This window comes from Paenibacillus taihuensis (assembly GCF_003386535.1).
Classification (GTDB): Bacteria; Bacillota; Bacilli; order Paenibacillales; family Paenibacillaceae; genus Paenibacillus_Z; species Paenibacillus_Z taihuensis.
In genome coordinates this window covers 240,385-266,193 of the sequence record NZ_QTTN01000002.1, presented here as the reverse complement: position 1 = coordinate 266,193, position 25,809 = coordinate 240,385, and the positions used below count along the sequence as shown (strand labels likewise).

Below are 25,809 nucleotides of genomic sequence, written 5' to 3'. Positions count from 1 at the left end.
TTCTTGTAGAATCTATATATTCTATGTAGCGAATCTATCAGATGTTATCGTTTCATGCCTATTTACTAGAGAATGGGCCAAGCTCTGATTGCACTCTATGGTAATACATCCCTAATCTAATATCTTTCGGGATCAAGATCCCTGTCCTAAGAAGCGGCTGCCTACGGGCAGCCGCTTCTTTCATTCGAATCCTTGCGCTTTTGGGTTGGGCAAGAGCCAATTTTGAACGGTGGAGGTAATCGTCCATTAGTCATCCGACAGGGATGCATATCATAGCAGCATGGTATTATCTCAGATTTATATCTCGAGAGAGAAGGAGTTGCGCAGTTGAGAGGAATCATCTTAGCCGGCGGCACAGGAAGCTTGCGGAACCGTTCGTGAGGCTGGGATATCGAATTCTATCGGGATGGTGGACAGACGCTGGAACGCAGCAGTTGCTGCTCGATGCCGGACTTCGGCTGTCAGGGAGCTTCCGAGATTAGGAGGAAGGAAACGCATGAATATCATAATCACAGGTGCCGATGGACAGCTCGGACGAGACTTGCTCCGTGTTCTCGGACCATCGTATGCATGCACGGTTTATACCCGGCAGGAGCTCGATATTTGTGACTTGCGAGCTGTGCAGAAGCGTATTGGCGCTATGAAGCCAGACGTTGTTATTAATGCGGAGGCCTATTCCAAGGTAGGTTTCGCCGAGGAGGCTGCTGAGGAAGCTTACCGGATCAATGCGCTCGGAGTCAGCCATTTGGCAATTGCCGCGGAGTCAGCCGGTGCAAAGCTGGTTCATTTCAGTACAGATTATAGCGAATTGGATCGAACCAAGCTCAATATCTACGGCCAATCGAAGCTGCTGGGGGAGCAGTTCGTGAAGGCGGTTTGTCCCCGGCATTTCATTGTACGCTCGCTCGCCGAGAATCAGGAGACGATCAAGTTGGCCAGCGATCAAGTCGACTCCCCTATGAGTACGCTTGATTTAGCGGAATGCATCGAACGGTTAATCACGACGGAACAGTATGGAACCTACCAACATCCAAGTCTAAATCTGAGAGGTGGGATTCCGTCTGATTAACAGGCCAACGGATTATTATTATTGGATGAAAGATTGGGCCGTCAGCTCGGGTTACGCATTATCGGATGTATACTGCGAGGTTGCCGTGAATGCCAAGTGTCCAACCTTTGTAGCTACGATTCCCCGGGGCAGGGTGTACGGTGATAGCGGAACCGTGATTTCTCCTAACAATGTGTTGATTTGGGAAGTCTCGTATGATTGGAGCAATGATCCTCACAAACATCCGATTTTTCTCACTCAAACGTTACCGCCAGTCGAGTATGTGCCTGGAAATATTGCCGTCCTGACGAAAATCGGCTCATCCAACTACTATCATTGGATGTATGACGTCCTTCCACGTATCTATCTGCTTTCGTGCACCGGGATACCTGTAGATAAATACATCTTGAGTGAACAGTTGCAGCCCTTTCAGTATGAGACGCTGGAGATGCTTGGCATCACAGCTGATCGTTTGATTTACAGCAACAAGCAAACTCATATCGAGGCTGAACGGCTAATCGCGCCATCAATCGGATTCGGGCAGGAATGGATCTATCATTTCTTAAGAAGCCAGTTTCTTTCTCAGGAGCCAAGACCTTCAAGAAGATTGTATATAAGCCGCGGGCACTCGGTCGGAAGAACCTTAACGAATGAAGAGGAGGTCATCGGGGTCCTGCAATCGTTTGGGTTTGAGATCATCTATCCGGAGCGCTTGCCGGTCAAAGAACAAATCAAGCTGTTCTCGGAAGCCGCCTATGTGATTTCGCCTACCGGAAGCGCGTTGACGAATCTGACCTTCTGCAGCCCACAGACCAAGGTGCTTGAATTTTTCTCTCCCAATTTCATTGTCCATGATATTAAGCGTATATGCGATTACGGAGGGCTGCAGCATGTTGCCTACACAGGAATCGGCTCCCGGCCTCCCCGTTATGAAGGGCTTCCGTGGTATTGGGCGGGTCTTGACAACATCTGCGTTTCGATACCTGACCTTAAGCATCTTTGCCAACAGATGAGATTATAGAATCCGTACCGGAAAGGGAGACAAAAAGCAGTCATGGTGTCCGATGCAGGAGGCATACCCGAAACGGTCGCTGGATGCGGCATAAGGAGTGGAACTCATGAGTAAAACGGCTCCTGCGAAAAGAATCGGAAGGCGTAAGCGTAGAAAGAAATTATCAGACAAGAAACGTTTCTCCGTCCTTGATTCCCCAGGAAAAGAAGCCGGTGAAACCCGCTTAAAGGTGATGCTGTTCTCGCACATCTGCGGCGGGCGGTTCATTACCGGTGCGGAAAAATATTTGTCAATGCTGGCGAAGGAGATCTCTCCCCAGGCGGAATGCACCTTGGTTGTGCCCGAGGACGGTATGTTGAAGAGGGAAGCCATGGCAGACGGCATTCGAACCGTGATCGAACCGTTCTCTTTACTATGGTCCATCTATCATCCTGATGGTGAGCTGGAGCGGACGGAAGCTTCCATCTTAGCCGAAGGAAAGCATGCCATGCTTATTCAATTGCTTCAGCAATACAGACCCGACATCGTCATTGTGAATACCTGCGTGAACGCGCTGCCCGCCATGGCGGCTAAAGCGCTAGGGATTCCGGTTGTTTGGTTGATCAACGAGATCATACAAGATCATGCGGCAGCCCCGCAATCCGTTCATTTTATCAATCGGTATGCCGACTTTATCGTAGGCGTCTCCAATCATTCACTCTTCATGTTCCGAGGAATCGTGCCGGATGAGAAGCTCCTGCTTCATCCTCCGTCCAATCCGGTTTGCGAGGAAAACTCGCTGCCGTGGGTCCGAACGAATGAGGAGTTAAAGAAGAGATTCGGATTCCCCGATCACAAGCATTTGATCGGCTATATCTCAGCCGGCATGCAGAAGGAGAAGGGCTTGGAACATTTTCTGCTCATGGCCTTCAAGCTTTGCGCGGAGCAGCGGGATCTTTGTTTTCTTTGTATCGCAAGTCCTGCCGGTGATGCCGATTATGAACAATACTGCCGGAAACTGGTCGAACAGTCGGAATACCGAGACCGCTTCCGGATGCTGGGCTTTCAGCCCGACATCGAGAGCATTTACCCCCTCATAGATGTACTTGTGGTTCCGAGTTTAATCGATGAGGGGTTCGGCATGATCGCTCTTGAGGCTTTGTTATTCGGGAAAAAAACGGTTGCCTATCGTTCGGGAGGATTGGCAGAAGTTTTAACGGCGGTAGGCCAGGAGAGCATGCTGGTGGATAAGGGCGATATCGGCGGGTTAGCCAGCAAAGTAATAGAAGGGCTTCATTCGGAGTCCGCAGCCGTGGATGTCGATCGGGTAAAGCAGAGCTTCGGAACGGAAGCCTATCGGGTCAGATTAGGCTCTTTTATGAGCATGCTCCGTCTTTTGGCGGCAAAGGCCGTTATGCACAAAACTGCCGACCGTATTAGGCCTTTAAAGCCAGGCCGGTTATATAGGGGGCATCTAACTCCGTCCGCGTATCTTCTGGAACTGGGTACGAAACGGCCATTCGCTTCGCCTGAAGCCTTCAGGCTCTGCGGCTTCAGTTTGTCCGATGTAGTTGTTGTGTCGGAGCCAAGGCTCTTCGCATACCCTGTCGGGTCGGCAATCCGGAACGACCATCTATCCTATCCTCCTTTGGGCCGAGTAATAAGGAAGGGGAACGGGAAGAGAAAGGGTAGAAAGAATCGCAAAGGAAAACAGGTTTACAAAGGAAAACCGGCACAAAGATATAAAACGCGCAAAAGGCTGCTGAAAAAATCCGTCTAATCTTGCACCCTCCTATTTGCTAGGGGGCGCCAAGGCGGATGATGATGAAGGATGGACAAGTCTGCGGAATATTGGTTGACCGGCTCCGAATGGCTTGAGAAGATCGTATCCGAAACCGGTCAGGGAGAATTAAAGATTGGGAGAAAACAGTTTCATATGCTGCACGAAATCAATATCAGGCGCCAGGTAGGACGGGGGGAGTCCGGCAGCGATGCGGTCCCATATCCGGCGCTCCACATTTAAACGAATCGTTCGTTGGGGCGAAAGAAAGAAGCGGTTATATCTGTTAGCGGAGACGTAGGAAGCGAAGCGGCGATTCCTCCTCAGCCTCCTCCTCAGCCTCTTCCTTCCGAGACGCAGGGGACGCCTTGTTTTTCTGTTCGTGCTCTTGCTCTTGCGTCGTCGCCCCCGGGATATCCTTCTCTTCGATTTTCCGGGTTTACTTTTTTTTCGCGCGGCCATGAAGGTTACCTCCATCTCTTTTGAAGTGCTCTTTCGTAAATCGCTAAGATTCTCTCGGTCATCGCGGGAAGAGACCACCGCTGAAAGCCAAACGCTTTAGACTGTTCCCCAAGCCGCCGTCTAAGGTCGTCCTCGCTGAGAACGGAAAGCAGATGACCGTATAGATCCTGTTCGTTCCCTGCAGGGAAGATCAAGCCGGTCTTCTCATGTTCCACCATTTCCGGGATGCCGCCAGCGCCCGACACAACCAATGCTTTCCCGGCAACTTGAGCTTCCATAATGGCGTAAGGGTGATTATCCTGTAAGCTCGGAAGCACGAATATATCCGACTTGTTTAGTAGAGCCGGAATGTCCTGGCGGTTTCCCAAGAACACGACTTCGTTCTGAAGCCCGTAAGCTGCAGCCTGCTCCCTCATCCTTCCTTCCAATTGTCCATTTCCCGCCAGCCAGCACACCCAATCGTTTCGGGCCTGCTTTAAGCGGACTAGAGCCCGAAGTAAGTGGAAATGCCCCTTGACCGGATCGAAACGGGCCGAGCATAGAATGACCTTCTTTCCGCCGGCGTCGGGCGTAAGGATCGGTTCGTTCATTTTAAGCAAGAAATCCCCGATATCCATTCCGTTCGGGACTGTTGTCATCCGATCGTCCGGGACGCGAAAATCCCGGCTCATGATCGCTTTAAGCCACTCTGTCGGCGTAATGGTTTCATGGTTCTGCATAACACCGATGTGCTCGATTAGACCGTAGTAGTACCAGAGCGGAGTTTTACTAAAAGCGTCGTGAGTGATACCATCCGCTTGATGCCTGGCAAGACTTTCGGTCGAGAGGCATCCGTGGATCGTAGATACGAGTGCCGTATGAGCGCTGCGGATCCGAGCAAATGCCCTGGCGGAAATTACGTCCTGCGTATGGATAACGTCATAGTTTGCCGGCATGAAATAAGCTGCGGCAGCCTCATAGCAATATTTATCGATTTCCATGGATTTGACTTCATGATCAAGCCCGGGGAGATGATTGGCGAAGTAAGTATCCGCTTTGGCCGATATCAGGGGCTGAATGAAGCTTTTAGCCAATACCCAGCCCTTGTTCAGAAGTTGAAAACCGGACTCATCAGGCATTCTGCAGAAAATATCCACTTCATGTCCCCGTGCTTCCAATCCCCTCTTCAGCTGCAGCACATATTTCTCCAATCCACCAACAGAAGGAAGCCCCCAATAGGTGGCAAGCAGAATGCGCATAGGTAACCTGCCTTTCTAGTCTCATGTCCTTACAAGTGTATGTGTCATCTTGGCATTCCGAAAGGGACAAAAGCCCGTTTGCAATCGTTTTTTCAGTTTCGCTATGAATCTATACGATTTCTTGAGACTTCAGGCAGCAGACTAGAACTCTTTAATACTATCAGCCATAAGATGAGAAAGACTCAATCGCCATTATCTGCCTTGGATACGCAGGATTGCCCTAGCAAAGTTGGTTTCTTGAAGAAGGGCATTCCGTATTCGGTAATGATCTTGTCGAGCGCAAAATTGATAAGGGGGTTCTATATGTTTCGCTTTAAAATTCTCATAGATAATTTCGTACCTTCGATGTCAGGCCCGAGTACGGATGCCAATATGCGAGCCAAGTGGCTGCCGCGGTTTTGTCCCTCTGATTTGATGGTGGCGTTTGCTCCTAATCCTGGACAAGTGCCGATCTATCCAAGCACCGTGCAGATTGTCGAGAAGCAGGCTCCCGGCTGGTGGAATCACTTTGTCCAGAACTATACGCCGGATTTCCAGCTTAGCCAAGGAACGAGATGGAGCACGGGACCTAACTTCGACCAGAATCTGCCGTTAAGAGGTTACGTGCCGATGGTTGTTTGCTCGGAATACCATCGGCAGATCGTTATCAAGCAGCACGGCTATCCAGCACATCTGATTCACGTGATTCCCGGTATGGTCGACAGCGAACTCTTCTACCCTCGGACCAAAGCAAACGAAATCGTGGTCGGATGGATCGGACATGATTTAAATGGTTTGCTGAAGGGGCCAGAGGTCATGCCATTCCTGGCACGGAAGTTTCCTGCTATTCGGTTTGAGATGGTACTCTCAAATGCGTCGAGCAATCAGCATGGATGGTTGAACGATCACCCTCCCAATCTGACGATCAAGACAGGCGTCCCTCATCCGCATATGGCGGAGATTATAAGTAAATGGCATATCATGGTTTGCGGCAGCAAGGACGAGAATTGCCCGAATCAAATCCTCGAAGCGATGACTTGCGGCGTGCCGGTTATCGCGTCTGCCGTAGGCGGCATTTATGAAATTGCTTCCAGCCAGCGGCTTCTCTATGACGTAAACTGGGGCTCGCCTCCTTACTGGTGGCTTCCGGACGCATTAGACAAATACGCCGTTGCCTTGCAGGAACTGCTGACTAACGAAGCCTATAGGCAGACGCTTTCTAAATTGGCGCTCAAAGCAAGCAAACGATTTACACCCGAGGCGATTTCAAAGAAGTGGTTTGAATTTATGTATTTCTGCCGCGACTTCGAGAGAGAGGGGCATCATTCGTGAGGGTAGGCGTGATCGGGGCAGGCGCCATGGGGGAGAATCATGTACGGGTGTACGCTTCAATACCTGGGTACTGCACGTTGTCCGGTATCTATGATGCCGATATGAAGCGGGCTCAAAGCATCGCCGGCAAATACCAGACGACAGCTTACGGCAGTTTATACGAACTGCTCGATGTGGTTGACGCGGTGTCGATTGCGGTTCCGACACCGGTTCATTACGAAATCGGCCTGGCTTGTCTGGCAAAAGGTGTCCATATGCTGATGGAAAAGCCGCTTGCATCGTCTTTGGCAGAAGGCCGTGAGCTTATACGGCGATCGTCAGAAGCCGGGATCAAACTACAGGTCGGACATATCGAGCTGTACAATTCCACTATAAAAGCGCTTTGCAAAATACTGGAAGGGGAGGAGGTCATTGCGCTCGACATCCATCGCATGAGTCCGTACGAGCTGAGATGGAAACATGTCAATGTCGTGGAGGATTTGATGATCCACGATATTTATATCCTCCATTATTTGCTGCGGTCTAGAACATCAGCCGTTCAAGCAATGGGATATCTCGAACAGAATACCATCCGCCATGCCGCAGCGCTGCTGCGTATGGAGAATGGACTTATGGCCCAAGTCACGGCTAGCTATATTACCGAAGAGAAGGTGCGAATGGTCCGGATCGTCACCAGAAGCGCGTTCATTCAAGCGGACCTGCTGGATAAAAAAATAATTGTCACTCGTTCGACCCATTTTTCTCAGCCAATTGCCAATTCGAATTATATGCAGCAAAATATGATCGAAAAATTCGTCTTGCCGATTCAGGAGCCGCTCAGGATGCAGTTGATTGATTTTCTGGATAGCATCGCTAGTAATACCGTTCCTCGCGTCACTGGTGAAGACGGTCTTCTTGCAATGGAAGTTACCGGTCAGATTACAGATGTCATATTGAGAACGAAAGGAAACTGATAATGGATCGTGAATACGGGGTTAGGGTCGCGATAGCGGAGGATGTCGTCCTTGGTGAGGGGGTCGTCCTTGGATATCACGTGGTAATCGAGTCTGGCGTTAAGATTGGCAGCGGAGTTCGGATCGGCCATAACAGCGTCATATTGAAAGGTACGGTAATCGCCGATGGCGTCACCGTTGGGTGCGGTACAATTCTCGGTTGTCAGCCATTCACGAACTCGCGAGTCATTCATTCGGTATCGGAACAGGCACATTTGGAAATCGGGTCCGGATCCAGAATCGGCAACGACGCCGTCGTCTATGCCGGCAGCCGGCTGGGAGAGGACGTAATGGTTGGCGATCTGGCCAGTATTAGGGAGCGAACGATGGTCGGTCATTCAACCGTCATAGGCCGAAGTGCCACGATCGAATGTAGGACAACAATCGGGAACAGGTGCGTTATTCAGACTGGCGCTTATATAACGGCGGATATGGTCATAGAAGACCAAGTGTTTATCGGCCCTGAGGTATCTACCTCGAACGACAAATATATGGAGCCGACGCTGATCGCATTGAAAGGTCCTCATATTAAGACCGGAGCGAGAATCGGCAATAACGCGACGTTGCTGCCGGGTGTCGTGATCGGCGCGGGGGCGATCGTGGGTGCAGGAACCGTCGTGACGAAAGATGTGCCGGACGGGGCCACTGTAAAAGGGGTGCCGGCAAAGTAATCGTGGAAGGAGCACGATCGATATGAATCGTATTCCCTTGTTCGACCCGCAGGCAGAGTATCGAGCTTTAACGGAGCGAATCCGAGAATCGATCGCCGATGTTCTGGATAAAGGGGTTTATGTGGGGGGGACCGAAGTTCGTAATTTTGAAAATGAGATAGCCCGGCTTGTGCAGACCCGATATGCGGTTTCCACAGCCAATGGAACGGATTCGCTCATTCTCGCCTTAATGGCGTGCGGTGTGGGAACGGGGGATGAGGTCATAACGTCGCCGTTCACTTTTTTCGCGACCGCCGAAGCCATCGTCCGCGTCGGGGCAACCCCTGTCTTTGCAGATATCGATGAACGAACGTATAATTTGTCTCCGTCCAAAGTGGAGGCAAAAGTGACGAATCGGACCAAAGCGATCATTCCAGTGCACATTTTTGGGCAGCCGGCTGATATGGATGCTTTCTCAGAGCTAGCCGCTCGCTATTCGCTCTACATCATCGAGGATGCCTGTCAGGCTATAGGGGCGACTTATAAAGGCAAGCCGGTCGGAAGCTTGGGCCATGCGGCTTGCATCTCCTTCTATCCGACCAAAAATCTCGGCGGCTACGGTGACGGGGGGATGGTTACGACTAACGATGAAGCGATTGCTGAGCGGATTAGGGTTCTTGCCTTTCATGGCATGGGGAAACGCAAATATTATCATGAGGCCGTCGGCTTTAACAGTCGGCTTGATGAAATTCAAGCCGTAATGCTGCGAATCAAAATGCAGAAGCTGGCAGCTTGGAACGGCCGGCGTCAGCAGCTGGCTGAACAGTATACGAACCAGCTGTCGCATCTCGGGAACTTGACGCTCCCCTATTGCGATGCGGATATCGGACACGTTTATCATTTGTACGTGGTACAGAATGCGGATCCCGCCCGGCTAATGCTCCATTTGGAGCAGAAAGGAATCTCGGCAGCGCGTTATTATCCATGTCCGCTCCATCTGCAGCAGGCCATGAATTCGCTTGGCTATAAGGAGGGAGACCTTCCCGTCTCCGAGCGTGTCGCGAGGAGGGCGCTGGCGCTGCCAGTGCATCCTTTCATTACCGATGAACAACAGCAGTATGTAATCGAACAACTCGTTAAATACAACCAGAATGATAAGGGAGCTGATGATTTGTGACATTTCATAGAGTCCCCCAACTCGCCAGCGTTGTCATAGGCGCCTATAATTCTGCACGGCATATTGAAGAAGCCTTGGAGAGCCTAATTCATCAAACCTATCCTCATATTGAAATAATTGTTGTGAACGACGGTTCTACGGATGCGACGGATATTGTCGTGAAGAAATGGATGGAAAAACGCAGAAACCATCCCGTTATCAAGGACAACCGATTTGTCTATCATGTTCTTCCCCATAATATCGGGTATTCCGGCGCCTATACGACAGGCTACTTTCTGGCTAGAGGCGAGTTTATTGCTACGCATGCTGCAGATGACGTTTCTCATCCGCAGCGTATCGAGAAACAGGTTGCTTTTCTGCAAAACAATTTGAATTTTTGTCTGTGCGGCACCGCGCTGGCGTGGTTCAATGATGGAAGCTTCGACAGCCCCTATCATGCTGAATTCATCAAGTTCGGCTATCAAACCATAGCGGGCGAGTATATGTCGGGCGGGCATTGCGTATGTCATGGAACGCTGATGATGCGGGGCACGCTATTCGACCTTCTTGGAGGCCTGGAAAGATACCCCCGCGGGAAGATGACAGTAGCGGAGGATTACTATTTCATTAGACGTTACGTGCTGCAGGGGTACTCGGTGGATAACCTGCCCGAGGTATTATATTATTACCGACGCTACCCGGAACAAAGATCGCAGAATGGAAGCGTGTAACGGCTTTCTTGGTGCAGGCATCCGCCATTTTTAGCAGCGGAAAGGTATATGTCCACTAGCCATCAGAATAGAGTGCATATTCTAGCAGCATGGCATTTATATGCGGAGGAGACCGGCGGCATAGCGCAAGCGCTGGTACGGGCAGAATCATTCAAGTCTGACCAGGAGAGGATCATATGAACGTTCAACTGATGGGCACCGGCGAATCACGCTTGAAGGTTATGCTGTTTTCGCATCTCTGCGGAGATGGTTTCATTACAGGAGCGGAAAAATACTTGTCATTGCTGGTGAGGGAGCTTTCGTTTCATGCGGATTGTACGTTGGTCGTTCCCCAGGAGGGGCTCTTAAAAGGCGAGGCCGAGGCGAACGGCATTTTGACTCTAATCGAACCGTTCCCTGTACTTTGGAATCTCTACCGTCCTGATGGCGAGCTTGCAAGCACGGAAGCCAATATCTTGGCCGAATCTAGGCATGCCGGGCTTATTCAATTGCTCCAGCTGCGCAGACCCGATATCGTCATCGTGAACAGCTGTGTGAACGCGCTGCCCGCGATGGCAGCCAAGGAGCTCGGAATACCGGTCGTTTGGATCATTCAGGAGATCATTTATCCGCATGAAACTGCTCTGCAATCCGCTCATTTTATCAATCGCTATTCCGATCTTATTGTTGGGATATCCCACCATTCGCTTGCCTTGTTTAGAGGGATCGCGCTCGACGGGAAACAGATGCTGCTTCCGCCGACCGCTCCTGTTAGCGAACGGGGCTGGGAGCAGCATTATCCAGCGAACGAGGACCTGTCAAGGGGGCTTCCTGCACACCGGTATCTGATCGGTTATATTTCGGCAGGCATGCAGTGGGAAAAAGGCCTTGACCATTTTCTCTTGATGTCCTTAAGTCTCTGTGCTCAACGTCAGGATCTCTGTTTCCTTTGCATCGCTAGCCCTTTGGGTAATGTCGACTATGAAAGTTACTGCATGTCACTGGTCCAGCAGTCTGAGTTCCGTGACCGCTTCCGGTTTGTCCGATTTCAAAAAAACATAGAGTCCGTGTACTCTCTTGTGGATATGGTTGTGGTTCCGAGCTTAGTCGATGAAGGGTTCGGCATGATCGCGCTCGAAGCCTTGTTATTCGGGAAAGTGACCGTGGCCTATCGTTCGGGGGGATTGCAAGAGGTTTTATCGGCGGCAGGTCAGGAGAACATGCTGGTAGAAAAGGGAGATATCAGCGGTTTGTGCAGTAAGGTAGGGGAGGGTCTTCAGGAGACGGCAGGCGTAGACGTCGAACGTGTTCGACAGGTATTCGGCATAGAATCCTACCGGGATAGATTGGCCTCTTTCTTCCGCGAACTCGGGCCTCTGGCGACGATGGCCAGATTACAAAGAAATGCCGCTCATGTTAGGCCCTTGAGGCCTAACCGGCTGTATAGGGGGAATAAAACTCCTCTCGTGTATTTTATCCAGCGGGGGACGAAGCGACCTATCGTTTCTCCGAAAGCATTCCAGTTATGCGGATTCCGCTGGTCTGCTGTTCATGTCGTCTCGGAACAAAGACTCTTTTTATATCCTTCGGGGTTGGAAATTCATCATGACCACCCGTCATCGTTTCCTTTCCGAAAAAAAAGGAGAGGGCGGCGAAAAAGAGGGAAGAGGAGGACTGCTGCTCGCATAGTCAAATCACTCCGAAGAGCCGCAGATCGGCGTTGATCCAGTACCAAGCCCTCCTAATTCTATAGGAGGGCTTGGGAGCGAACCATGATACGGACAAGCCTCGCCTATGGCAAGAAAGCGCGGCTTGCTTCGTTATCGCTGTCCCATTCATAGGTCAGCCGACCAAGCAAGCCGCACGCGTTTCAGGCCATGATCTTATCTCCGACTTTTTTGTAGCGCTAGCTCATATACAGCTGCAATTCTATCGATCATCACGGGAAGCGACCAATAACGCTGGCTCCAAGCCTGGGATTGTTCGCTAAGCCAGCTGCGAAGCCATTCATTGTTGAGAAGGTTTAACAGATTACGGAATAGATCATGATCGTTCCCGGCAGGGAAGATCAGTCCTGTCGACTCTTGGGTGACCATTTCCGGAATGCCTCCCGCATTGGAAGCGATTAGCGGTTTGCCGGCGACCTGGGCTTCCATAATGGCGAACGGGTGGTTATCCTGCAGGCTCGGAAGTACGACAACATCCGACTTTTTAAGCAGTGCCGGAATGTCACCGCGTTTCCCGAGAAAGACGACATCGTTTTGAAGTCCGAAAGCTGCAACCTGCTCCCGCAGTCTTTCTTCCAGCGCTCCTTCCCCCGCAAGCCAGCAAACCCAATCGTCTCTGACATTCTTTAATTGTGATAGCGCGCCAAGTAAATGAACATGTCCTTTGACAGGGTCGAAACGGGCTGAGCATAAAATAATCTTCTTCTCACCGGCGTGTGGAGTCACGGAAGGTTGGTTCATTTCATTCAGGAATTCCTCAATATCCATTCCGTAAGGGACGATCGTCATTCGATCCGCCGGGACTTGATATTCCTGGCTGTATATACCTTTAAGCCATCCCGTTGGCATGATGGTTTCATGATTCTGTATAATACCGAAATGCTCGATGAGACCATAGTAGTGCCAGAGCGGGGTGCTGCGATAATTGTCGTTCAGCCATCCATCCATACGAAATCTTGCAAGGCTTTCGGTTGCGAGGCATCCGTGTATAGTGGAAACACGTGCTGACTGTGAATGGCCGATACGGGTGAATGCCCGGGCTGAAACCACATCCTGCGTATGAATAATGTCATAAGGCTGCGGGCAGAGATAAGCGGCGGCAGCCTCATAGCAATATTTGTCGATCTCCATATCTTTGATTCGTTGATCAAGTCCAGGGAGGTGCTTGGCGAAGCAAGTATCCGCTTTGGCGGAGATCATGGGCTGAACGCTGCTTTTACTTAAAAACAAGCCTTTGTTGAGCATTTGATAACCGGAATCATCAGGCGCTTTGCAGAAAATATCTACTTCATGACCCCGTGCTTCCAATCCTCGCTTTAACTGCCGTACGTATTGATCCAATCCTCCTAATGATGGAAGTCCCCAATAGGTGGCAATGAGGATGCGCATGACAAACCTCCTTTCAGTCTCAAGTCTTTACATGTTTATGTCTCGACATGGTATCCCGAAATGGACATTTACCCGTATTCAAAAATATCGGATTGGGACAGGGGCGATCTCCCATTTTAATGAAGAGAGGCACCTATCTAGGACTTTCAGATCTATCAATGCGTACGATATTGCTAGGAGTGATCGATTAGGAGGGGAAATTGATGCGGCCTAAGGAAAGCTTTAAAATCGCCATCATCGGGCTCGGATATGTTGGGCTGCCGCTGGCCCGACTTTTTCTGGAAAAAGGCCACACTGTTTTTGGTGTCGATTCCAGCGAAAGTAAAATTCAGAAGCTTCAAAGAATGCAGCCATACCTATCTGACATGACGAGCATGGACCTGAAAGAAATGTTTGCTGGCGGTAAATTTCATGTTGGCGTTTCATACGAATCTATTCCTGAGGCAGACTGCGTAATTCTATGCGTGCCGACACCGACCACTGAGGAATTTATGCCCGACTTAACTTTTGTTTTCCAGGCGATGAGACAGGCGGTTCCCTATTTGCGGGAGGGACAATTGATTGTTTTGGAGAGCTCCACCTATCCGGGAACGACGGAGGAAGAACTGAAGCCTATCATCGAACAGCGTGGTTTACGAGTAGGAAAAGATGTATACCTGGCTTATTCTCCTGAACGAATTAACCCCGGTCAAAAAGCATCCGATCTAAAATCAATTCCTAAGGTGCTCGGAGGCGTCACCACTGAATGCACACAACAAGCAAAGCGCATTTATGCCTCGGTATTCGATCAAGTGGTCCCTGTCTCTAATCCAAGAACGGCGGAGTTAACGAAGCTGGTTGAAAACTGTCAGCGTTTCATAAATATCTCGTTCATGAACGATTTAGTGAAGTTCTGTGACACCATGGAGATTAATCTATGGGAGGTCATTAATGCAGCCGGCACGAAACCATACGGCTTCATGGCCTATTACCCCGGGCCCGGCGTAGGCGGACACTGCATCCCGGTTGACCCCATGTATTTGCTTTGGAAGGCGAACCAATACGGCATCAAGATGCCTTTCATAGAGCTTAGTCATCAAGTGAACGAAGGAATGCCCGAATATATTGTGGCACGGACTGCCAAGAGCATGTTCCCGCTTTCACTGGATCAATGCAGTATTATGGCGGTTGGCGTAACGTATAAAAAGGATGTCAACGATGTGCGTGAGTCCATGGCATTGAAAGTTATTGAACGGTTGATGCAGCAGGGGGCTCAAGTAAGTTTCTTCGATCCTTATATAACCGAACTTTCTATTGCGGGAACGAAGTTGGAAAGAAGTGCTCTTACCGCTGAAAACGTAAACGAGAAAGACTGTCTGCTGATTCTTACGGACCATTCCACAATTAATTATGAAGAGCTCGCTCAGCATGCCAAGCTGATTGTGGATTTACGAAATGCGACTGATTGTGTGAAGGACAAATCGAATATTGTCTTACTATGAAGAGTGAGCTTGGAGGTGATTTGCATCTATGAATATTCTAGTAACCGGAGGTGCCGGGTTCATCGGATCCCATCTGGTGTCGGCGCTGCTGCTGCAGGGGCACAAAGTCATCACCTTAGATGATTTGTCAGCCGGTCGGAGAGAGTTTTTGCAGGAAGTGCTCGCCCATGAAAACCATACCTTCGTACACGGATCCGTATTAAACCGCCGCGTGCTGAAGCAATGCATGGATCAAGCGGAAGCCGTGTTCCATTTATCGGCCGTCCTTGGCGTGAAAAACACGGTAGAAGATCCCATAAAAGTCATCGAAGGAAATATTGACGGAACGAGGCATGTCTTAGAGTTGGCCTTTCGGAGAGGGGTCAAGGTTATCTTCGCTTCTACATCCGAAATATATGGTAAAAATACAATTCTCCCGTTCTCGGAAACATCGGACCGAGTGTACGGAGCGCCTTCCATCCATCGGTGGTGCTATGCAACGGCTAAATCCGTTGACGAGCATTTATGCTTTGCTTATGCCGACAGAGGGTTGCCGGTCACTGTGCTTCGTTACTTTAACGCTTATGGCCCCAGACAGTCGAATTCGCAGTACGGAATGGTAATCCCCCGCTTTATTCGTGCCGCGCTTAGGGGAGAACCTCTCCAAGTACATGGAGACGGGTCTCAATCCCGCTGCTTTACCTATGTAGAGGATACGGTAAAAGGGACGATTAGCGCTCTTGGCAGGGAAGCGGACGGACTCGCATTCAATATCGGATCCAATCGACCGACTACAGTGCTCGAATTGGCACGCATGATCATAAGCATGACGAACTCGCAATCCCCTATTCATTTCGTGTCCTATGAACAAGCATACGGGAAAGGGTATGAAGACATGCCGGCCAGGATCCCGGATTTAACGCGCTCGGGTGCCATATTGGGCTACTCTCCATCAATCTCATTGGAGGAAGGACTTGCAAACACGATTTCTTGGTCTCGGAGAAATGAGACGTTATAGCTGTGGGCCCAAAGGAAAGAGGCAGCCATGAGGCTGCCTGAAATTACATACGATTAATTTGAATAGCCTCTCGGATTGCATGACTGCCAGCGCCATGCATCCGCGCAAATGTCATCTAAGCTTTTCTCTGCCTTCCAGTCCAGCTCTTGCATGGCCCTCTGCGGGTCAGCATAACTGACGGCTACATCCCCATGCCGCCGTCCGACCAGTTGATAGGGCACCTTCTTGCCGGATGCCTTCTCAAACGCGCGAACGAGCTCAAGCACGCTGTATCCTTTTCCCGTTCCCAGATTGTAGGCTGTAATGCCTGGCGAAGCGAGCACATTTTTCAAGGCCTTCACATGGCCTTTGGCCAGATCGACCACGTGAATATAATCGCGGATGCCGGTTCCGTCTACCGTCGGATAATCGCTGCCAAAGATACTCAGCTTCTGCAGCTTGCCAACCGCAACTTGGGTGATGTACGGCATGATATTAGTCGGTATGCCCTTCGGATCCTCTCCAATGAGCCCGCTTGGATGCGCTCCCGTTGGGTTGAAGTAACGAAGCAAGGTGATGCTCCATGATGGATCTGAAGCTGCAAGGTCACGCAGAAGTTCTTCAATCATCAGCTTGGTTCGCCCATAGGGATTGGTAGCCTTGAGAGGCTCATCCTCCTTGATCGGCATGCGCTCTGAGTAACCGTACACCGTTGCCGATGAACTGAATACCATTTTTTTCACTTGATGGTTCTGCATGATCTCAGTAAGGACCAGCGTTCCCGTTATATTGTTATGGTAGTAGCTGAGAGGATGTTTGACCGATTCGCTCACCGACTTAAAGCCTGCAAAATGAATGACGGCATCAATCTTATTCTCGGCGAACACATTCTCAAGCCTTTCACGGTCCAACAGATCGACATGATAAAATTTGAGCGGTTTGCCAGCAATTTGATGCACGTGTTCCAATGATTTCGCGCTGCTGTTGGAAAGATTGTCGACTACGATTATATCGTAGCCTTCATCGAGCAGTTCCACACAGGTGTGACTGCCGATAAAGCCTGCTCCTCCGGTCAGTAAGATGGACATGGACATACGCTCCTTTTACGGGACAATCAGGATCTAGTCGCGGAGGTCTCTGCCGCCCGTTTCATTCCCCAGAACCTATATGCGCATTTTATTCCGTCCGTCCGATTTGGTTACGAGTAGGGAACACGTAAATCCAGGTGTGGATTTGCCATGACAACTGCGAGTTGGTTAATAAAGCCGAGCAGGAAGAGCAAATGCATGATGCAGCGAGAGGAGATCTTATGAGAAATTGGAATGATTGGTATTGGAGATATCGCGAAGAAAGCCTATCTACCTGTGCACAGGCCAACGGCACTTTATTAGAAAAAAGTGAGTTTATTAAGATAAGGCAAGACGACAATCATAACTTATACGAAGACGTCATTTTGCAGATCGAATAGGTCTTAAGGCTCTGCTCAAACGTTGAATAAAATAATCCTTGTAATCGCTTCCAAGGCGATTTATAATGAAGTCGCAAGCCGTACTTAAACGTTTCGGATAGAAAAGGGGCAGTACCATTTACGCATAAGGGGAGGGGAATCGAAAGTTCCACTTTTTTTGTTCATCAGTATGTAACCGGTACCACAATTGCAATCGCACCTTAGTTCAGACTAGGAGAGCTATGCTAAACATTGGGGGAGGTTTATCTGTGAAAAAAATTAGTTTCATATTGGTCGCTTTGATGCTCGTTCTCTCGCTCGCTGCATGCGGCAGTAACAATGGAAACAACAGCAGCGGCAACTCCAGCAGCAACGGCAATAGCAGCAATAGTGGTAACAGCGGCGATAGCGGCACGGCAACGGATGACAGCAGCTCGAACGCAGCGAACAGCGGTTCGAACAATGCAGGCAGCGGCAAAGAAGTGGTTATTAAATTCCCAAGCTATAAAACAGGCAATAACGTAGGTGCAATCTTCTTCCTTCCTCAGATTGAACGCTTCAACAAGAAGTACGCTGGCAAGTACAAGATCGAAATCGAAGAAATCGTCCAAGACGAATACTCGAAGAAGATCAAGCTGCTCTACCAGCAAAAGAAGCTTCCTCCACTCATTGAAGTCGACAAAGAGCTTGCCGACATTATGATCAACAACGGCGACTTTGTTGACCTCAAGCCTTACATCGACAACAGTCCAGAAATCAAAAACGTCCTCATCGATGATTCTGTGAAATATAACACGGACAAGAACGGCAAAATCGTTTCTCTGCCGCTCGCATTCGAACGTCCAATCGGTATGTACTACAACAAAGAGCTGATGCAAAAAGCAGGCCTGACTGGTTTCTCCGATACATGGGACGGCTTCTTCAGCGACCTGGACAAATTGAAGGCTGCCGGCGTTACGCCTCTTTCCTTAATGACAGGCGAGAACGGCTGGACGACGATGCTGCTTGCTTCCGCCATGATCGCTTCTGATCCGGAAGGCCAGCAAATTCTTACGAAGGGCGATATCGTAACGAACTTCAACTCGCCGCTTTGGGTGAACACCTTCACGAAGGTTCAGAAGCTGCTTCAGGATTACACGACGAAGTCCGCTCTAGGCGCGACATACTCGATCGCAGCGAACGAATTCTTCAGTGAGAATACGGCTGCAATCGCGAACGGCCCATGGATGGTCGGCGATTTCAGCAACACGGATAAAGCAGCAGAAGGCTTTGCAGACAAAGTCGGCGCAACGATCTACCCGAACGGCGTTGCACTCGGCTCGGCTGACGGCTACTGGTACTCCATTCCGACAGGTACGCCGCAAGAGCAAATCGATGGTTTGATCGAATACTTCAAATTCATTTACTCGCCTGAAGAGCTGAATGCATTCCTTGTCGCGGAAGGCGGCTTCGCGCCTAAGATGCCAATGCCGGATGATTCCAAGGCGAAGCTGAACCCGATCATGAGACAGTTGAATGATGAAGTCGGCGCGAAAATGAAGACGCTCAACCGTTTGATCTACGACATCGTGCCGCAATCCGTAGCCGACCTGTTCGCGAAGAACCTGCCGCTTCTGGCTACGAATGACATGACGCCGGAACAGTTCTGTAAAGCAATGACCGACACGGCGGAGAAGTTCAAGAAGTAAGCCGCATGAACAGCAAGTAACTGCAAGAAGCGCATAGCTGACGCTACCTGCGCTTCTTGTTCTTATTTTCACCGAGCAGGCTAGTTAACTGACGCTCTTTACGGAAAGGGGGCCTTTCGTCCGTCATGTTCAAATACAACAAATTGTGGGTGTACCTGTTTATATTGCCGACCTTGCTCGTATTTCTTACGTTCTACCTCGTGCCGATCATAACGGTGTTTACGACCGGCTTTACCGAGTGGAATGGCTTTAATGCGCCGAAGTTTACCGGGTTCGACAACTATAAGATGATCTTTACAGACGATAACTCGCTGACGGTATCCTTGATCAACCTGTTCAAATGGTCGATGATCGCCACTTTCATCCATGTGCCGTTCGGCGCGCTCGTGGCGTTCATTATTTACAGGCGCCCGTTCGGCTGGCGGTTCGTGCGCGGCGTATTTATGATTCCGAACGTTATTGCCGTATCGGCATGGGCGATAATTTACCGGTTTATTTTCAACGATCAGATGGGTCTGTTGAATAACTTCATCCGGAAGCTCGGCTTCACGAACTTCCATACGAACTGGTTCTTCGATATGAAATACGCGTTCTCCGCGATCAGCTTAACTTGGGTGTTCTATGCGGTAATCGTGACGCTGCTCGTCTTGTCCGACCTGATGGCGATTCCGAAGGAATTGCACGAGGCGGCTAAGATCGACGGCGCGACAGAAGGCCAGATCCACTGGCGCATCAACCTTCCGCTCATCCGCGGCTCTCTAGGAACTTCCGTCATTCTGTCCATCATTGCGCGGATTACGATGTTCGAGGCGATCTTCCTGACGACGAAGGGCGGACCGGGCAACTCGACGTACAATATCTCGGTCATGCTCTACGACGGCATTGTTAACTATCAATTCGGTTATGCCAATGCGGTCGCGACGATCATGATTATTCTCGGCATCGGCGTTCTTGCCATTACGACGAAGGTGTTCCGGATGAACAAAAGCGTATACAACTGATAGGTGGTGATCCTGCTGATGAAGGCAAAGGCAGATTTTTTGAAACGCGGCATTATCGGACTGTTCAGCTATTTGGTGCTTCTCTTTACCGTTTGCATATCGATTGTGCCTCTTCTCTGGATTGTCATCTCGTCCTTTAAGTCGAACAAGGCGATATTGAACAAGCCGTTTGCTCTCCCGACCGGCATTGACTTCCATGCCTACTACTCGGTGTTCAAAATGAACAATTTCTTAAGCAATACGGTGAACTCGGTTGTCATCTCCGTAAGCTCGACTCTCGTAGCACTTCTGTTCTATGCGCTTGCAGCTTATTCGTTCGCGAAGTTCGATTTCAAGGGCAAACACATTCTGTTTGTACTGTTCTCGGTGACGCTTCTGATCCCGGGCCACGCGACGGCGCAGCCGATCTTCTCGCTCATTAACGAGACGGGGCTGTACGATACGAGACTTGCGCTCATCGTTGTGTATATCTCTGCTGGTCTTGCGGTATCGCTGTTCATTCTGCGCGCAACGTTCCTATCCATTCCGAGGGAGCTTGACGAAGCCGCCTATATGGAGTCGGCGAACTTCTGGCAAGTGTTCTTCTATATCAATCTGCCGCTTGCAAAAGCAGGATTGTCGACAGCGGGCATTCTGATGTTCCTTGGCAACTGGAATGAATTCTTCTACGGCTTCATGCTGACGTCCTCGGCGCAGAACCGGACACTTCCGGTTGCGCTGCAGTTCTTCACGGAGCAGTTTTCCTACAACTACACGCAGCTGTTTGCAGCATTGACGCTTGTCACACTGCCAAGTATCATTTTGTATATGGTGGCGCAAGAGCAGGTGCAGCAAAGCGTAGTCAGCGGCGGGGTCAAAGGTTGATTAAGCTCTTTCGTCCTTAGAAGAACACTACATACTTTGGCAGGTGGATCGTATTGGCGACGATTAAAGATATTGCGAAGATTGCCGGAGTATCGACGACAACGGTGTCCAGGGCGCTGAACGGCTATGACGATGTGAGCAAGGAAACGAAGGAGAAAATCAAGACGATCGCAGACGAGCTTGACTATTGGCCGAATGCGGTCGCGCGAAGCCTGGTGTCCAGCAAGACGAACACGATCGGCGTTATTTTCTCAGAGCTGAAATATACGGGCGGGAAGGATACCCTTGCATTCGACATCCTGATTGGGATCAATGAGCGAGCGAATGAAATGAATTATGACATTCTGCTCTTCAGCACGAGTCCGTCCAAGCAGCGGATCAAGTCGTATTATAATTTGTGCCAGGAGCGCAACGTCGATGGAGCGATCATCTTCGGGCTTCGCGTGGATGACCCGTACCTCGAGGAGGTTATCGAGAAGTCGAAATTCCCTTGCGTGCTTATTGATATTCCGTTCTCGAACGAGCATTTGGGCAACGTGACGACAGACAATGTCGAGGGGGTTCGCAAAGCCGTTCAGCATTTGATCGACTGGGGCCATACCCATATTGCGATGATTAACGGATACCCGGCAGCGCATGTGAGCGAGCAGCGATTGAAAGGTTTCAAGAAAGCGCTTGCGGAGAACGGAATTGCATATGATGAGTCGAAAATATGGGACGGGGAGTTCTCCGAGGACGGCGGCGAGCGGGCGATGCTGCGGATATTGGAGGAACATCCGGGCGTAACGGCGGTGTTCTGCTCCAGTGATTTGATGGCGCTTGGCGCGATGCGAGCGCTGGAGAAGCGGGGCAGAAAGGTGCCCGATTCCGTATCCGTTATCGGCTATGACGACATTATTCTGTCATCGTACTGCGTGCCGAAGCTGACGACCATTCACCAGAACAAATACGATATGGGATGGGCGGCGGCGAAGCTGCTTATCGAGATGCTCGAAGGCAAGGAAATCAATCATAATGTCGTGCTGGACAATGAGCTGATCATTCGGGAGAGTACGAAAAGTTTAAAATAAAGGCAGCTAGAATCCACTTGCTTATGGACAACGTCCTAAACGTTTAAGTGAGGGAGATGAAGCGGCGTTGAAGCTGAGTGCCGAAGAATTGGAAAGCCGGTCGCTGAAGCCGGAGACGATAGAGTTCGCGGTAGAGCAGATTAAAGTGAACGGTTATGTCGTGTTCGAAGATGTGCTTGGGCATGCAAAGGTACAAGAGCTGCATAAGAGATTTATGGAAGTATTCGCGATCCATATTGCGAACAATCCGCTGAACCGGGGCAAGAATCGGACACAGATGAATTTGCCCTTCGCCCAGCCGTTCAATGATGCCGACATTATTGAGAATCCGTTCGTGCTGCCTGTTGTTGAAGCGCTGCTTGGCGCGAACTGCACATGCCGATATTTTGCATCCGATACGCCGCTGCCAGGGTCGGATTATCAGCTCGTTCACTCCGATCTCCAAGCGATGTACCCGGAGTCGTCGGTTATATTGCCTGCGACGGGCATCGTGCTGAATATCCCGCTCGTCGATTTCCGGGAGGACAACGGTCCGCTTGAGATTTGGCCAGGGGGCACGCACTTGATGCCGGAGAATGCCAATCGGGTCGATAACTTGCAAGCGCTTGCGCCTGTGATGCATTCGGAGCCTGTGCTTATGCCAGCGGGCTCGCTGCTGCTTCGGGATATCCGGATGTGGCACCGGGGAACGCCTAACCGCTCGGATGCCGCGCGCCCGAACATGGCGCTCGTCTATTTCCGTTCCTGGTTCAATACCGAATCCAAGGTGCGGATGCCGATTGAGTCGTATGAGTCGCTCAGTGAGAGAGCGAAGAAGCTGTTCCGATTTGAAGAGATTATTCCATAATCGAAACAGGATAGGGAGGATGAGCTTACGATGAGACTTAGCGCCGAAGAGCTGGCAAGCGGGCGTTTATCGCCGGAAACGCTGGAGCTGGCTGTACAGCTGATCAAAGTGAACGGATACGTGCTGTTTGAGGAAGTGCTGCCGAGGGCAAAGGTGGAGGAACTGTTCAACAGCTACGTGGACATATTGGATCCGTATTTCGAGGAGCATCGCGAAGAGATATTGAATCCGGGCAATGGCTTCAACGATGGCACGAACCACGTGCGGCTCTATCTGCCGTTCATCAAGCCGTTCTGCCAAGAAGCGGTCATTGCGAACCCGATCGTGACGGAGATCATCGATCAGATTCTTGGTGAAGACTGCTTAATGACGTATTTTGCGACGAATACGTCGATGCCGGGCGGCAAGAACAAGCAGCCTGTTCATGCGGACACGTCCTCGCGTTACGGCAATCGTTATGATGCGAACTTGCCGATCGCGAACCTTGTCGTCAACTATCCGCTCGTCGATGTAACGGAGAACAACGGGCCAATGGAAGTGTGGCCGGGCGGGACGCATCTGCATCCGGACAGCTGGTACGCGCCGAACGCGTTCAGCAAGCCGAAGCTGGCGGAGCATATGCACCATATCAAAATGTTAATGCCGGCAGGCTCAATCCTCATTCGGGATGATAGAGTATGGCATCGCGGCACGCCGAACCATTCGGACAAACATCGTCCGAATATCGCCCTCATCTATTCCGCGAACGGCCCGCGCACAGGCTCGATCCAAATCCCGCAGGAAACGTACGACCAGCTATCCGCCAAAGCACAGCGGCTGCTGCGCAAAGAACTAATCGGCTACCCCGCCGCGGAGCCGAAGCATTAACGGTAACCGCCCCTTGATTATTGAGGGGCGGTATTTTTGTTTGTGGAGGAAGCTCTATTATTGTATGTATGTTTGGTTGGCGTAGAGCGGAGCGGTCAAATGATTCTGGAGAAGTCATGCACCAAACCGCACGCGATAATACCTCGCGTTGACGGTTTGTGCGGTAGCGGTCGCCTTTGTACTTGGATTTCAACATTATAAATGTTGATCAAGAAATCCAAGTACAACAGCGATCGGAAGAACATTTGATTGCGCAGCGGTAGCAGCCAACCAACCTTATATCAATCGCGAGAGCTTCCGAAACTGCATCGCCGAGATACCCTCCCACCGCTTAAAAATGCGACTGAAATAATGAAAGTCCTCATAGCCGACCGCCGCCGAGATGGACTCGATCGTCTGGTCCGTCTCCCGCAGCAGCCGCTTCGCCTCCTGATGGCGCACCGATTGCACGAACTTGTTTGGTCCGATGCCCATCATCGCCTTGAACTGCCTGCTCATATAATCCTCGTGTACGAGCAGATATTTGGCCATCTCGGTGCTCGTCCAGCGGCGGCTGAAGTCCGTGCGAATTTCCTCTGCGAGCTGAAGCAGCTGCACCTCGTATTTCGGATGCGCCAGACTGCGGCCTTCGTTCTGATGCCGCACGAGCAGCGTTATCAGGTGGACCAGCAGCCCCTTGCATATCACCTCGTAGCCCTGCTGCCTTTCGCTCCACTCCTGGACGATGTTCTCGAACAAAGAGATGATTTTGGGCGAGACCGTGTTGTATACAAGCTCGGTGAAGATCGGTTTGTCTTGCAAGTAGGGGATATGGCTTAACAACGCCACGTTCGGCGCCTGCTCGTCAATGAGGATCGAATGCGTCACCTCCGGCATTTCGAAAAAGTCAAAATGAACGCCGAGCAGCTCCGCATACGGCTCCGTCATAATCTCAATTCGGTGATGGCGCCATGGCGGCAGAATGAGAAGGCTTCCGGCTCGCACCTTCATCGCCGGTTCTCCTTCGATCGTGGCACGAAGCTCGCCATGCTTCACGTAGAGCAGTTGGAAATCATAGATGCGGCGGTTCCATTTGAACGCTGGCGTCCGATTATGCTGCTGAGCCCAGTGGATGACAGGGGATAACTCGCGAAGTGTCGTCTTTCGAACGGCAGGAGAGAATGAAGTGGTCAACGTCTGAACACCGCCTCTATGAATATTTTTCGGAAAAGTCCAAAAAACAATCTCCTTTATGTAAATCCATACCGGTTACCCGAATGGTAACATGAAAGCGCATTCCCTCACAATAAGGAGAGGAGCGGTTGATCGAACAATGGCAGCAAACGAGCTATTTCAATTAAGCGGAAAAGTCGCAATTATAACAGGCGGCACCGGCGGACTCGGCATTGTGATGGCGCAGACGCTGGCGGAAGCGGGGGCAGCGGTCGTCATTACGAGCCGCTCGGAGGCGCGAGCAGCCGAAACGGCTGCACAGCTCTCTGCAGCAACAGGGCGGGAACTAATTGGCCTCGAGGCAGAGCTGACCGATGCGGCTCAGGTCGAGCAGGTTGTTCAAACGGTGAAGGACCGTTATGGACGAATCGATATTCTCATCAACAATGCAGGCATCAATATCCGCAAACCAATCGAGAGCTACGACGAGTCGAGCTGGGATCAAGTGATGGGGACGAATCTGAAAGCTCCATTCCTATGCGCGCGTGCTGTGACGCCAATAATGAAGGAACAGCGTTCGGGGCGTATCATCAACGTCGCGTCGATGCTAGGGTTGGTAGGGTTGCCGGAGCGAAGCGCCTACTGTGCAAGCAAAGGCGGCGTCATTCAGCTGACCCGCGTGCTCGCACTGGAACTGGCTCCCTTCAACATCACGGTCAATGCGCTATGTCCAGGCCCGATTGCGACGGAGCTGAATACGGTCGTCATCAACAATCCGGAGGCGAACCGGCTCTTCGTCGACTCCATCGCGCTTGGAAGATGGGGGAACCCGGAGGAGATTGCGGGACCGACGCTGTTCCTCGCCTCCGACGCATCGAGCTTTATGACCGGATCGACATTAACCGTAGACGGCGGCTGGACGGCAAAATAGGCAAGAAAGTCCATGGATGCGAAAGGGGAGA

At 50.7% G+C, this 25,809-nt stretch carries 24 protein-coding genes; 20 read left to right on the top strand and 4 right to left on the bottom strand.

All coding sequences use genetic code 11. The annotated features are described in order from the left end of the window. The first annotated feature begins 496 nt into the window (after positions 1-496). The 4 genes from A8990_RS31365 to A8990_RS03365 all read left to right on the top strand — a co-directional run bounded on the left by A8990_RS31365 (position 497) and on the right by A8990_RS03365 (position 4,062). The gene (locus A8990_RS31365; protein ID WP_181909375.1) at positions 497-1,069 is read left to right on the top strand and encodes an SDR family oxidoreductase; all 573 of its coding nucleotides are present in this window, start codon (positions 497-499) and stop codon (positions 1,067-1,069) included. Between the two features lie 25 nt (positions 1,070-1,094). Then, positions 1,095-2,069 (top strand): glycosyltransferase family 61 protein, encoded by a 975-nt coding sequence (locus A8990_RS03375; protein ID WP_147306760.1) that lies wholly within the window; start codon positions 1,095-1,097, stop codon positions 2,067-2,069. 97 nt (positions 2,070-2,166) lie between these two features. Further along, complete coding sequence (locus A8990_RS03370) at positions 2,167-3,819, top strand: glycosyltransferase (RefSeq protein ID WP_116187603.1); 1,653 nt, start codon at positions 2,167-2,169, stop codon at positions 3,817-3,819. Positions 3,820-3,870: 51 nt separating this feature from the next. Further along, positions 3,871-4,062, top strand: coding sequence for a hypothetical protein (locus A8990_RS03365; protein WP_116187602.1), 192 nt, complete (start codon positions 3,871-3,873; stop codon positions 4,060-4,062). A 224-nt stretch (positions 4,063-4,286) separates the two neighbouring features. Here the strand turns inward: A8990_RS03365 and A8990_RS03360 are convergent, their stop codons facing one another. Beyond that, positions 4,287-5,519 (bottom strand): glycosyltransferase family 4 protein, encoded by a 1,233-nt coding sequence (locus A8990_RS03360; RefSeq protein WP_116187601.1) that lies wholly within the window; start codon positions 5,517-5,519, stop codon positions 4,287-4,289. Positions 5,520-5,822: 303 nt separating this feature from the next. On the opposite strand from A8990_RS03360, the gene A8990_RS03355 reads away from it, so the two are divergent. The 6 genes from A8990_RS03355 (at position 5,823) to A8990_RS03330 (ending at position 12,062) form a co-directional block, all read left to right on the top strand. After that, positions 5,823-6,830, top strand: a complete 1,008-nt coding sequence (locus A8990_RS03355; RefSeq protein ID WP_181909374.1) for a glycosyltransferase family 4 protein — start codon at positions 5,823-5,825, stop codon at positions 6,828-6,830. Further along, the gene (locus tag A8990_RS03350) at positions 6,827-7,783 is read left to right on the top strand and encodes a Gfo/Idh/MocA family protein (protein ID WP_116187599.1); all 957 of its coding nucleotides are present in this window, start codon (positions 6,827-6,829) and stop codon (positions 7,781-7,783) included. The genes A8990_RS03355 and A8990_RS03350 overlap by 4 nt, the downstream gene beginning before the upstream one ends. A 2-nt stretch (positions 7,784-7,785) precedes the next feature. Continuing rightward, positions 7,786-8,493: an N-acetyltransferase gene (locus A8990_RS03345; protein ID WP_116187598.1), complete on the top strand. Its 708-nt coding sequence runs from the start codon at positions 7,786-7,788 to the stop codon at positions 8,491-8,493. Between the two features lie 22 nt (positions 8,494-8,515). Next, on the top strand, positions 8,516-9,649 hold the full coding sequence (locus A8990_RS03340; protein ID WP_116187597.1) for a DegT/DnrJ/EryC1/StrS family aminotransferase: 1,134 nt from the start codon (positions 8,516-8,518) through the stop codon (positions 9,647-9,649). Next, positions 9,646-10,359 carry a glycosyltransferase family 2 protein gene (locus A8990_RS03335; protein WP_116187596.1) on the top strand — a complete coding sequence of 238 codons (714 nt, stop codon included), beginning with the start codon at positions 9,646-9,648 and terminating at the stop codon, positions 10,357-10,359. Before A8990_RS03340 ends, A8990_RS03335 begins: the two co-directional genes overlap by 4 nt. A gap of 176 nt (positions 10,360-10,535) precedes the next feature. Further along, complete coding sequence (locus A8990_RS03330) at positions 10,536-12,062, top strand: glycosyltransferase (protein ID WP_116187595.1); 1,527 nt, start codon at positions 10,536-10,538, stop codon at positions 12,060-12,062. 159 nt (positions 12,063-12,221) lie between these two features. On the opposite strand, the gene A8990_RS03325 is transcribed toward A8990_RS03330, so the two are convergent. Next, positions 12,222-13,454, bottom strand: coding sequence for a glycosyltransferase family 4 protein (locus A8990_RS03325; protein WP_116187594.1), 1,233 nt, complete (start codon positions 13,452-13,454; stop codon positions 12,222-12,224). Between the two features lie 203 nt (positions 13,455-13,657). Here A8990_RS03325 and A8990_RS03315 point away from each other — a divergent pair, with 203 nt between their 5' ends. Together A8990_RS03315 and A8990_RS03310 are read left to right on the top strand one after the other, a co-directional pair. Then, positions 13,658-14,935: a nucleotide sugar dehydrogenase gene (locus tag A8990_RS03315; protein ID WP_116187592.1), complete on the top strand. Its 1,278-nt coding sequence runs from the start codon at positions 13,658-13,660 to the stop codon at positions 14,933-14,935. Positions 14,936-14,963: 28 nt separating this feature from the next. After that, the gene (locus A8990_RS03310) at positions 14,964-15,932 is read left to right on the top strand and encodes an NAD-dependent epimerase/dehydratase family protein (protein WP_116187591.1); all 969 of its coding nucleotides are present in this window, start codon (positions 14,964-14,966) and stop codon (positions 15,930-15,932) included. 53 nt (positions 15,933-15,985) lie between these two features. Here the strand turns inward: A8990_RS03310 and galE are convergent, their stop codons facing one another. Next, positions 15,986-16,999, bottom strand: a complete 1,014-nt coding sequence (gene galE, locus A8990_RS03305) for a UDP-glucose 4-epimerase GalE (RefSeq protein WP_116187590.1) — start codon at positions 16,997-16,999, stop codon at positions 15,986-15,988. Between the two features lie 194 nt (positions 17,000-17,193). Here galE and A8990_RS03300 point away from each other — a divergent pair, with 194 nt between their 5' ends. From A8990_RS03300 to A8990_RS03270, 7 genes are all read left to right on the top strand, one after another. Next, positions 17,194-17,379: a hypothetical protein gene (locus A8990_RS03300; RefSeq protein ID WP_116187589.1), complete on the top strand. Its 186-nt coding sequence runs from the start codon at positions 17,194-17,196 to the stop codon at positions 17,377-17,379. A 248-nt stretch (positions 17,380-17,627) separates the two neighbouring features. Next, a complete protein-coding gene (locus tag A8990_RS03295) occupies positions 17,628-19,046 on the top strand; it encodes an ABC transporter substrate-binding protein (protein WP_181909373.1) in 1,419 nt (472 codons plus the stop codon). Between the two features lie 125 nt (positions 19,047-19,171). Beyond that, positions 19,172-20,047 (top strand): carbohydrate ABC transporter permease, encoded by an 876-nt coding sequence (locus A8990_RS03290; protein WP_116187587.1) that lies wholly within the window; start codon positions 19,172-19,174, stop codon positions 20,045-20,047. 18 nt (positions 20,048-20,065) lie between these two features. Then, positions 20,066-20,911, top strand: a complete 846-nt coding sequence (locus A8990_RS03285) for a carbohydrate ABC transporter permease (protein ID WP_116187586.1) — start codon at positions 20,066-20,068, stop codon at positions 20,909-20,911. A 53-nt stretch (positions 20,912-20,964) separates the two neighbouring features. After that, positions 20,965-21,981 (top strand): LacI family DNA-binding transcriptional regulator, encoded by a 1,017-nt coding sequence (locus A8990_RS03280; protein ID WP_116187585.1) that lies wholly within the window; start codon positions 20,965-20,967, stop codon positions 21,979-21,981. A gap of 67 nt (positions 21,982-22,048) precedes the next feature. Further along, a complete protein-coding gene (locus A8990_RS03275; protein ID WP_116187584.1) occupies positions 22,049-22,828 on the top strand; it encodes a phytanoyl-CoA dioxygenase family protein in 780 nt (259 codons plus the stop codon). A gap of 30 nt (positions 22,829-22,858) precedes the next feature. Continuing rightward, a complete protein-coding gene (locus A8990_RS03270; RefSeq protein ID WP_116187583.1) occupies positions 22,859-23,695 on the top strand; it encodes a phytanoyl-CoA dioxygenase family protein in 837 nt (278 codons plus the stop codon). Between the two features lie 276 nt (positions 23,696-23,971). Here A8990_RS03270 and A8990_RS03265 read toward each other — a convergent pair whose 3' ends face one another. Then, positions 23,972-24,868, bottom strand: a complete 897-nt coding sequence (locus A8990_RS03265) for an AraC family transcriptional regulator (RefSeq protein ID WP_116187582.1) — start codon at positions 24,866-24,868, stop codon at positions 23,972-23,974. Positions 24,869-25,007: 139 nt separating this feature from the next. Between A8990_RS03265 and A8990_RS03260 the strand changes: the two genes are divergently transcribed. Then, a complete protein-coding gene (locus A8990_RS03260) occupies positions 25,008-25,778 on the top strand; it encodes an SDR family NAD(P)-dependent oxidoreductase (RefSeq protein ID WP_116187581.1) in 771 nt (256 codons plus the stop codon). The last annotated feature ends 31 nt before the right edge of the window (positions 25,779-25,809 follow it).

Excerpts from the sequence above, each read along its gene's own strand:
- A8990_RS03325 (WP_116187594.1), bottom strand. The coding sequence starts at position 13,454 with ATGCGCATCCTCATTGCCACCTATTGGGGACTTCCATCATTAGGAGGA.
- A8990_RS03290 (WP_116187587.1), top strand. The coding sequence starts at position 19,172 with ATGTTCAAATACAACAAATTGTGGGTGTACCTGTTTATATTGCCGACC.
- A8990_RS03330 (WP_116187595.1), top strand. The coding sequence starts at position 10,536 with ATGAACGTTCAACTGATGGGCACCGGCGAATCACGCTTGAAGGTTATG.
- A8990_RS03355 (WP_181909374.1), top strand. The coding sequence starts at position 5,823 with ATGTTTCGCTTTAAAATTCTCATAGATAATTTCGTACCTTCGATGTCA.
- A8990_RS31365 (WP_181909375.1), top strand. The coding sequence starts at position 497 with ATGAATATCATAATCACAGGTGCCGATGGACAGCTCGGACGAGACTTG.
- A8990_RS03310 (WP_116187591.1), top strand. The coding sequence starts at position 14,964 with ATGAATATTCTAGTAACCGGAGGTGCCGGGTTCATCGGATCCCATCTG.
- A8990_RS03365 (WP_116187602.1), top strand. The coding sequence starts at position 3,871 with ATGGACAAGTCTGCGGAATATTGGTTGACCGGCTCCGAATGGCTTGAG.
- A8990_RS03375 (WP_147306760.1), top strand. The coding sequence starts at position 1,095 with ATGAAAGATTGGGCCGTCAGCTCGGGTTACGCATTATCGGATGTATAC.
- A8990_RS03315 (WP_116187592.1), top strand. The coding sequence starts at position 13,658 with ATGCGGCCTAAGGAAAGCTTTAAAATCGCCATCATCGGGCTCGGATAT.
- A8990_RS03370 (WP_116187603.1), top strand. The coding sequence starts at position 2,167 with ATGAGTAAAACGGCTCCTGCGAAAAGAATCGGAAGGCGTAAGCGTAGA.
- A8990_RS03345 (WP_116187598.1), top strand. The coding sequence starts at position 7,786 with ATGGATCGTGAATACGGGGTTAGGGTCGCGATAGCGGAGGATGTCGTC.
- A8990_RS03285 (WP_116187586.1), top strand. The coding sequence starts at position 20,066 with ATGAAGGCAAAGGCAGATTTTTTGAAACGCGGCATTATCGGACTGTTC.
- A8990_RS03360 (WP_116187601.1), bottom strand. The coding sequence starts at position 5,519 with ATGCGCATTCTGCTTGCCACCTATTGGGGGCTTCCTTCTGTTGGTGGA.
- A8990_RS03260 (WP_116187581.1), top strand. The coding sequence starts at position 25,008 with ATGGCAGCAAACGAGCTATTTCAATTAAGCGGAAAAGTCGCAATTATA.
- A8990_RS03300 (WP_116187589.1), top strand. The coding sequence starts at position 17,194 with ATGCATGATGCAGCGAGAGGAGATCTTATGAGAAATTGGAATGATTGG.
- A8990_RS03340 (WP_116187597.1), top strand. The coding sequence starts at position 8,516 with ATGAATCGTATTCCCTTGTTCGACCCGCAGGCAGAGTATCGAGCTTTA.
- galE (WP_116187590.1), bottom strand. The coding sequence starts at position 16,999 with ATGTCCATCTTACTGACCGGAGGAGCAGGCTTTATCGGCAGTCACACC.
- A8990_RS03270 (WP_116187583.1), top strand. The coding sequence starts at position 22,859 with ATGAGACTTAGCGCCGAAGAGCTGGCAAGCGGGCGTTTATCGCCGGAA.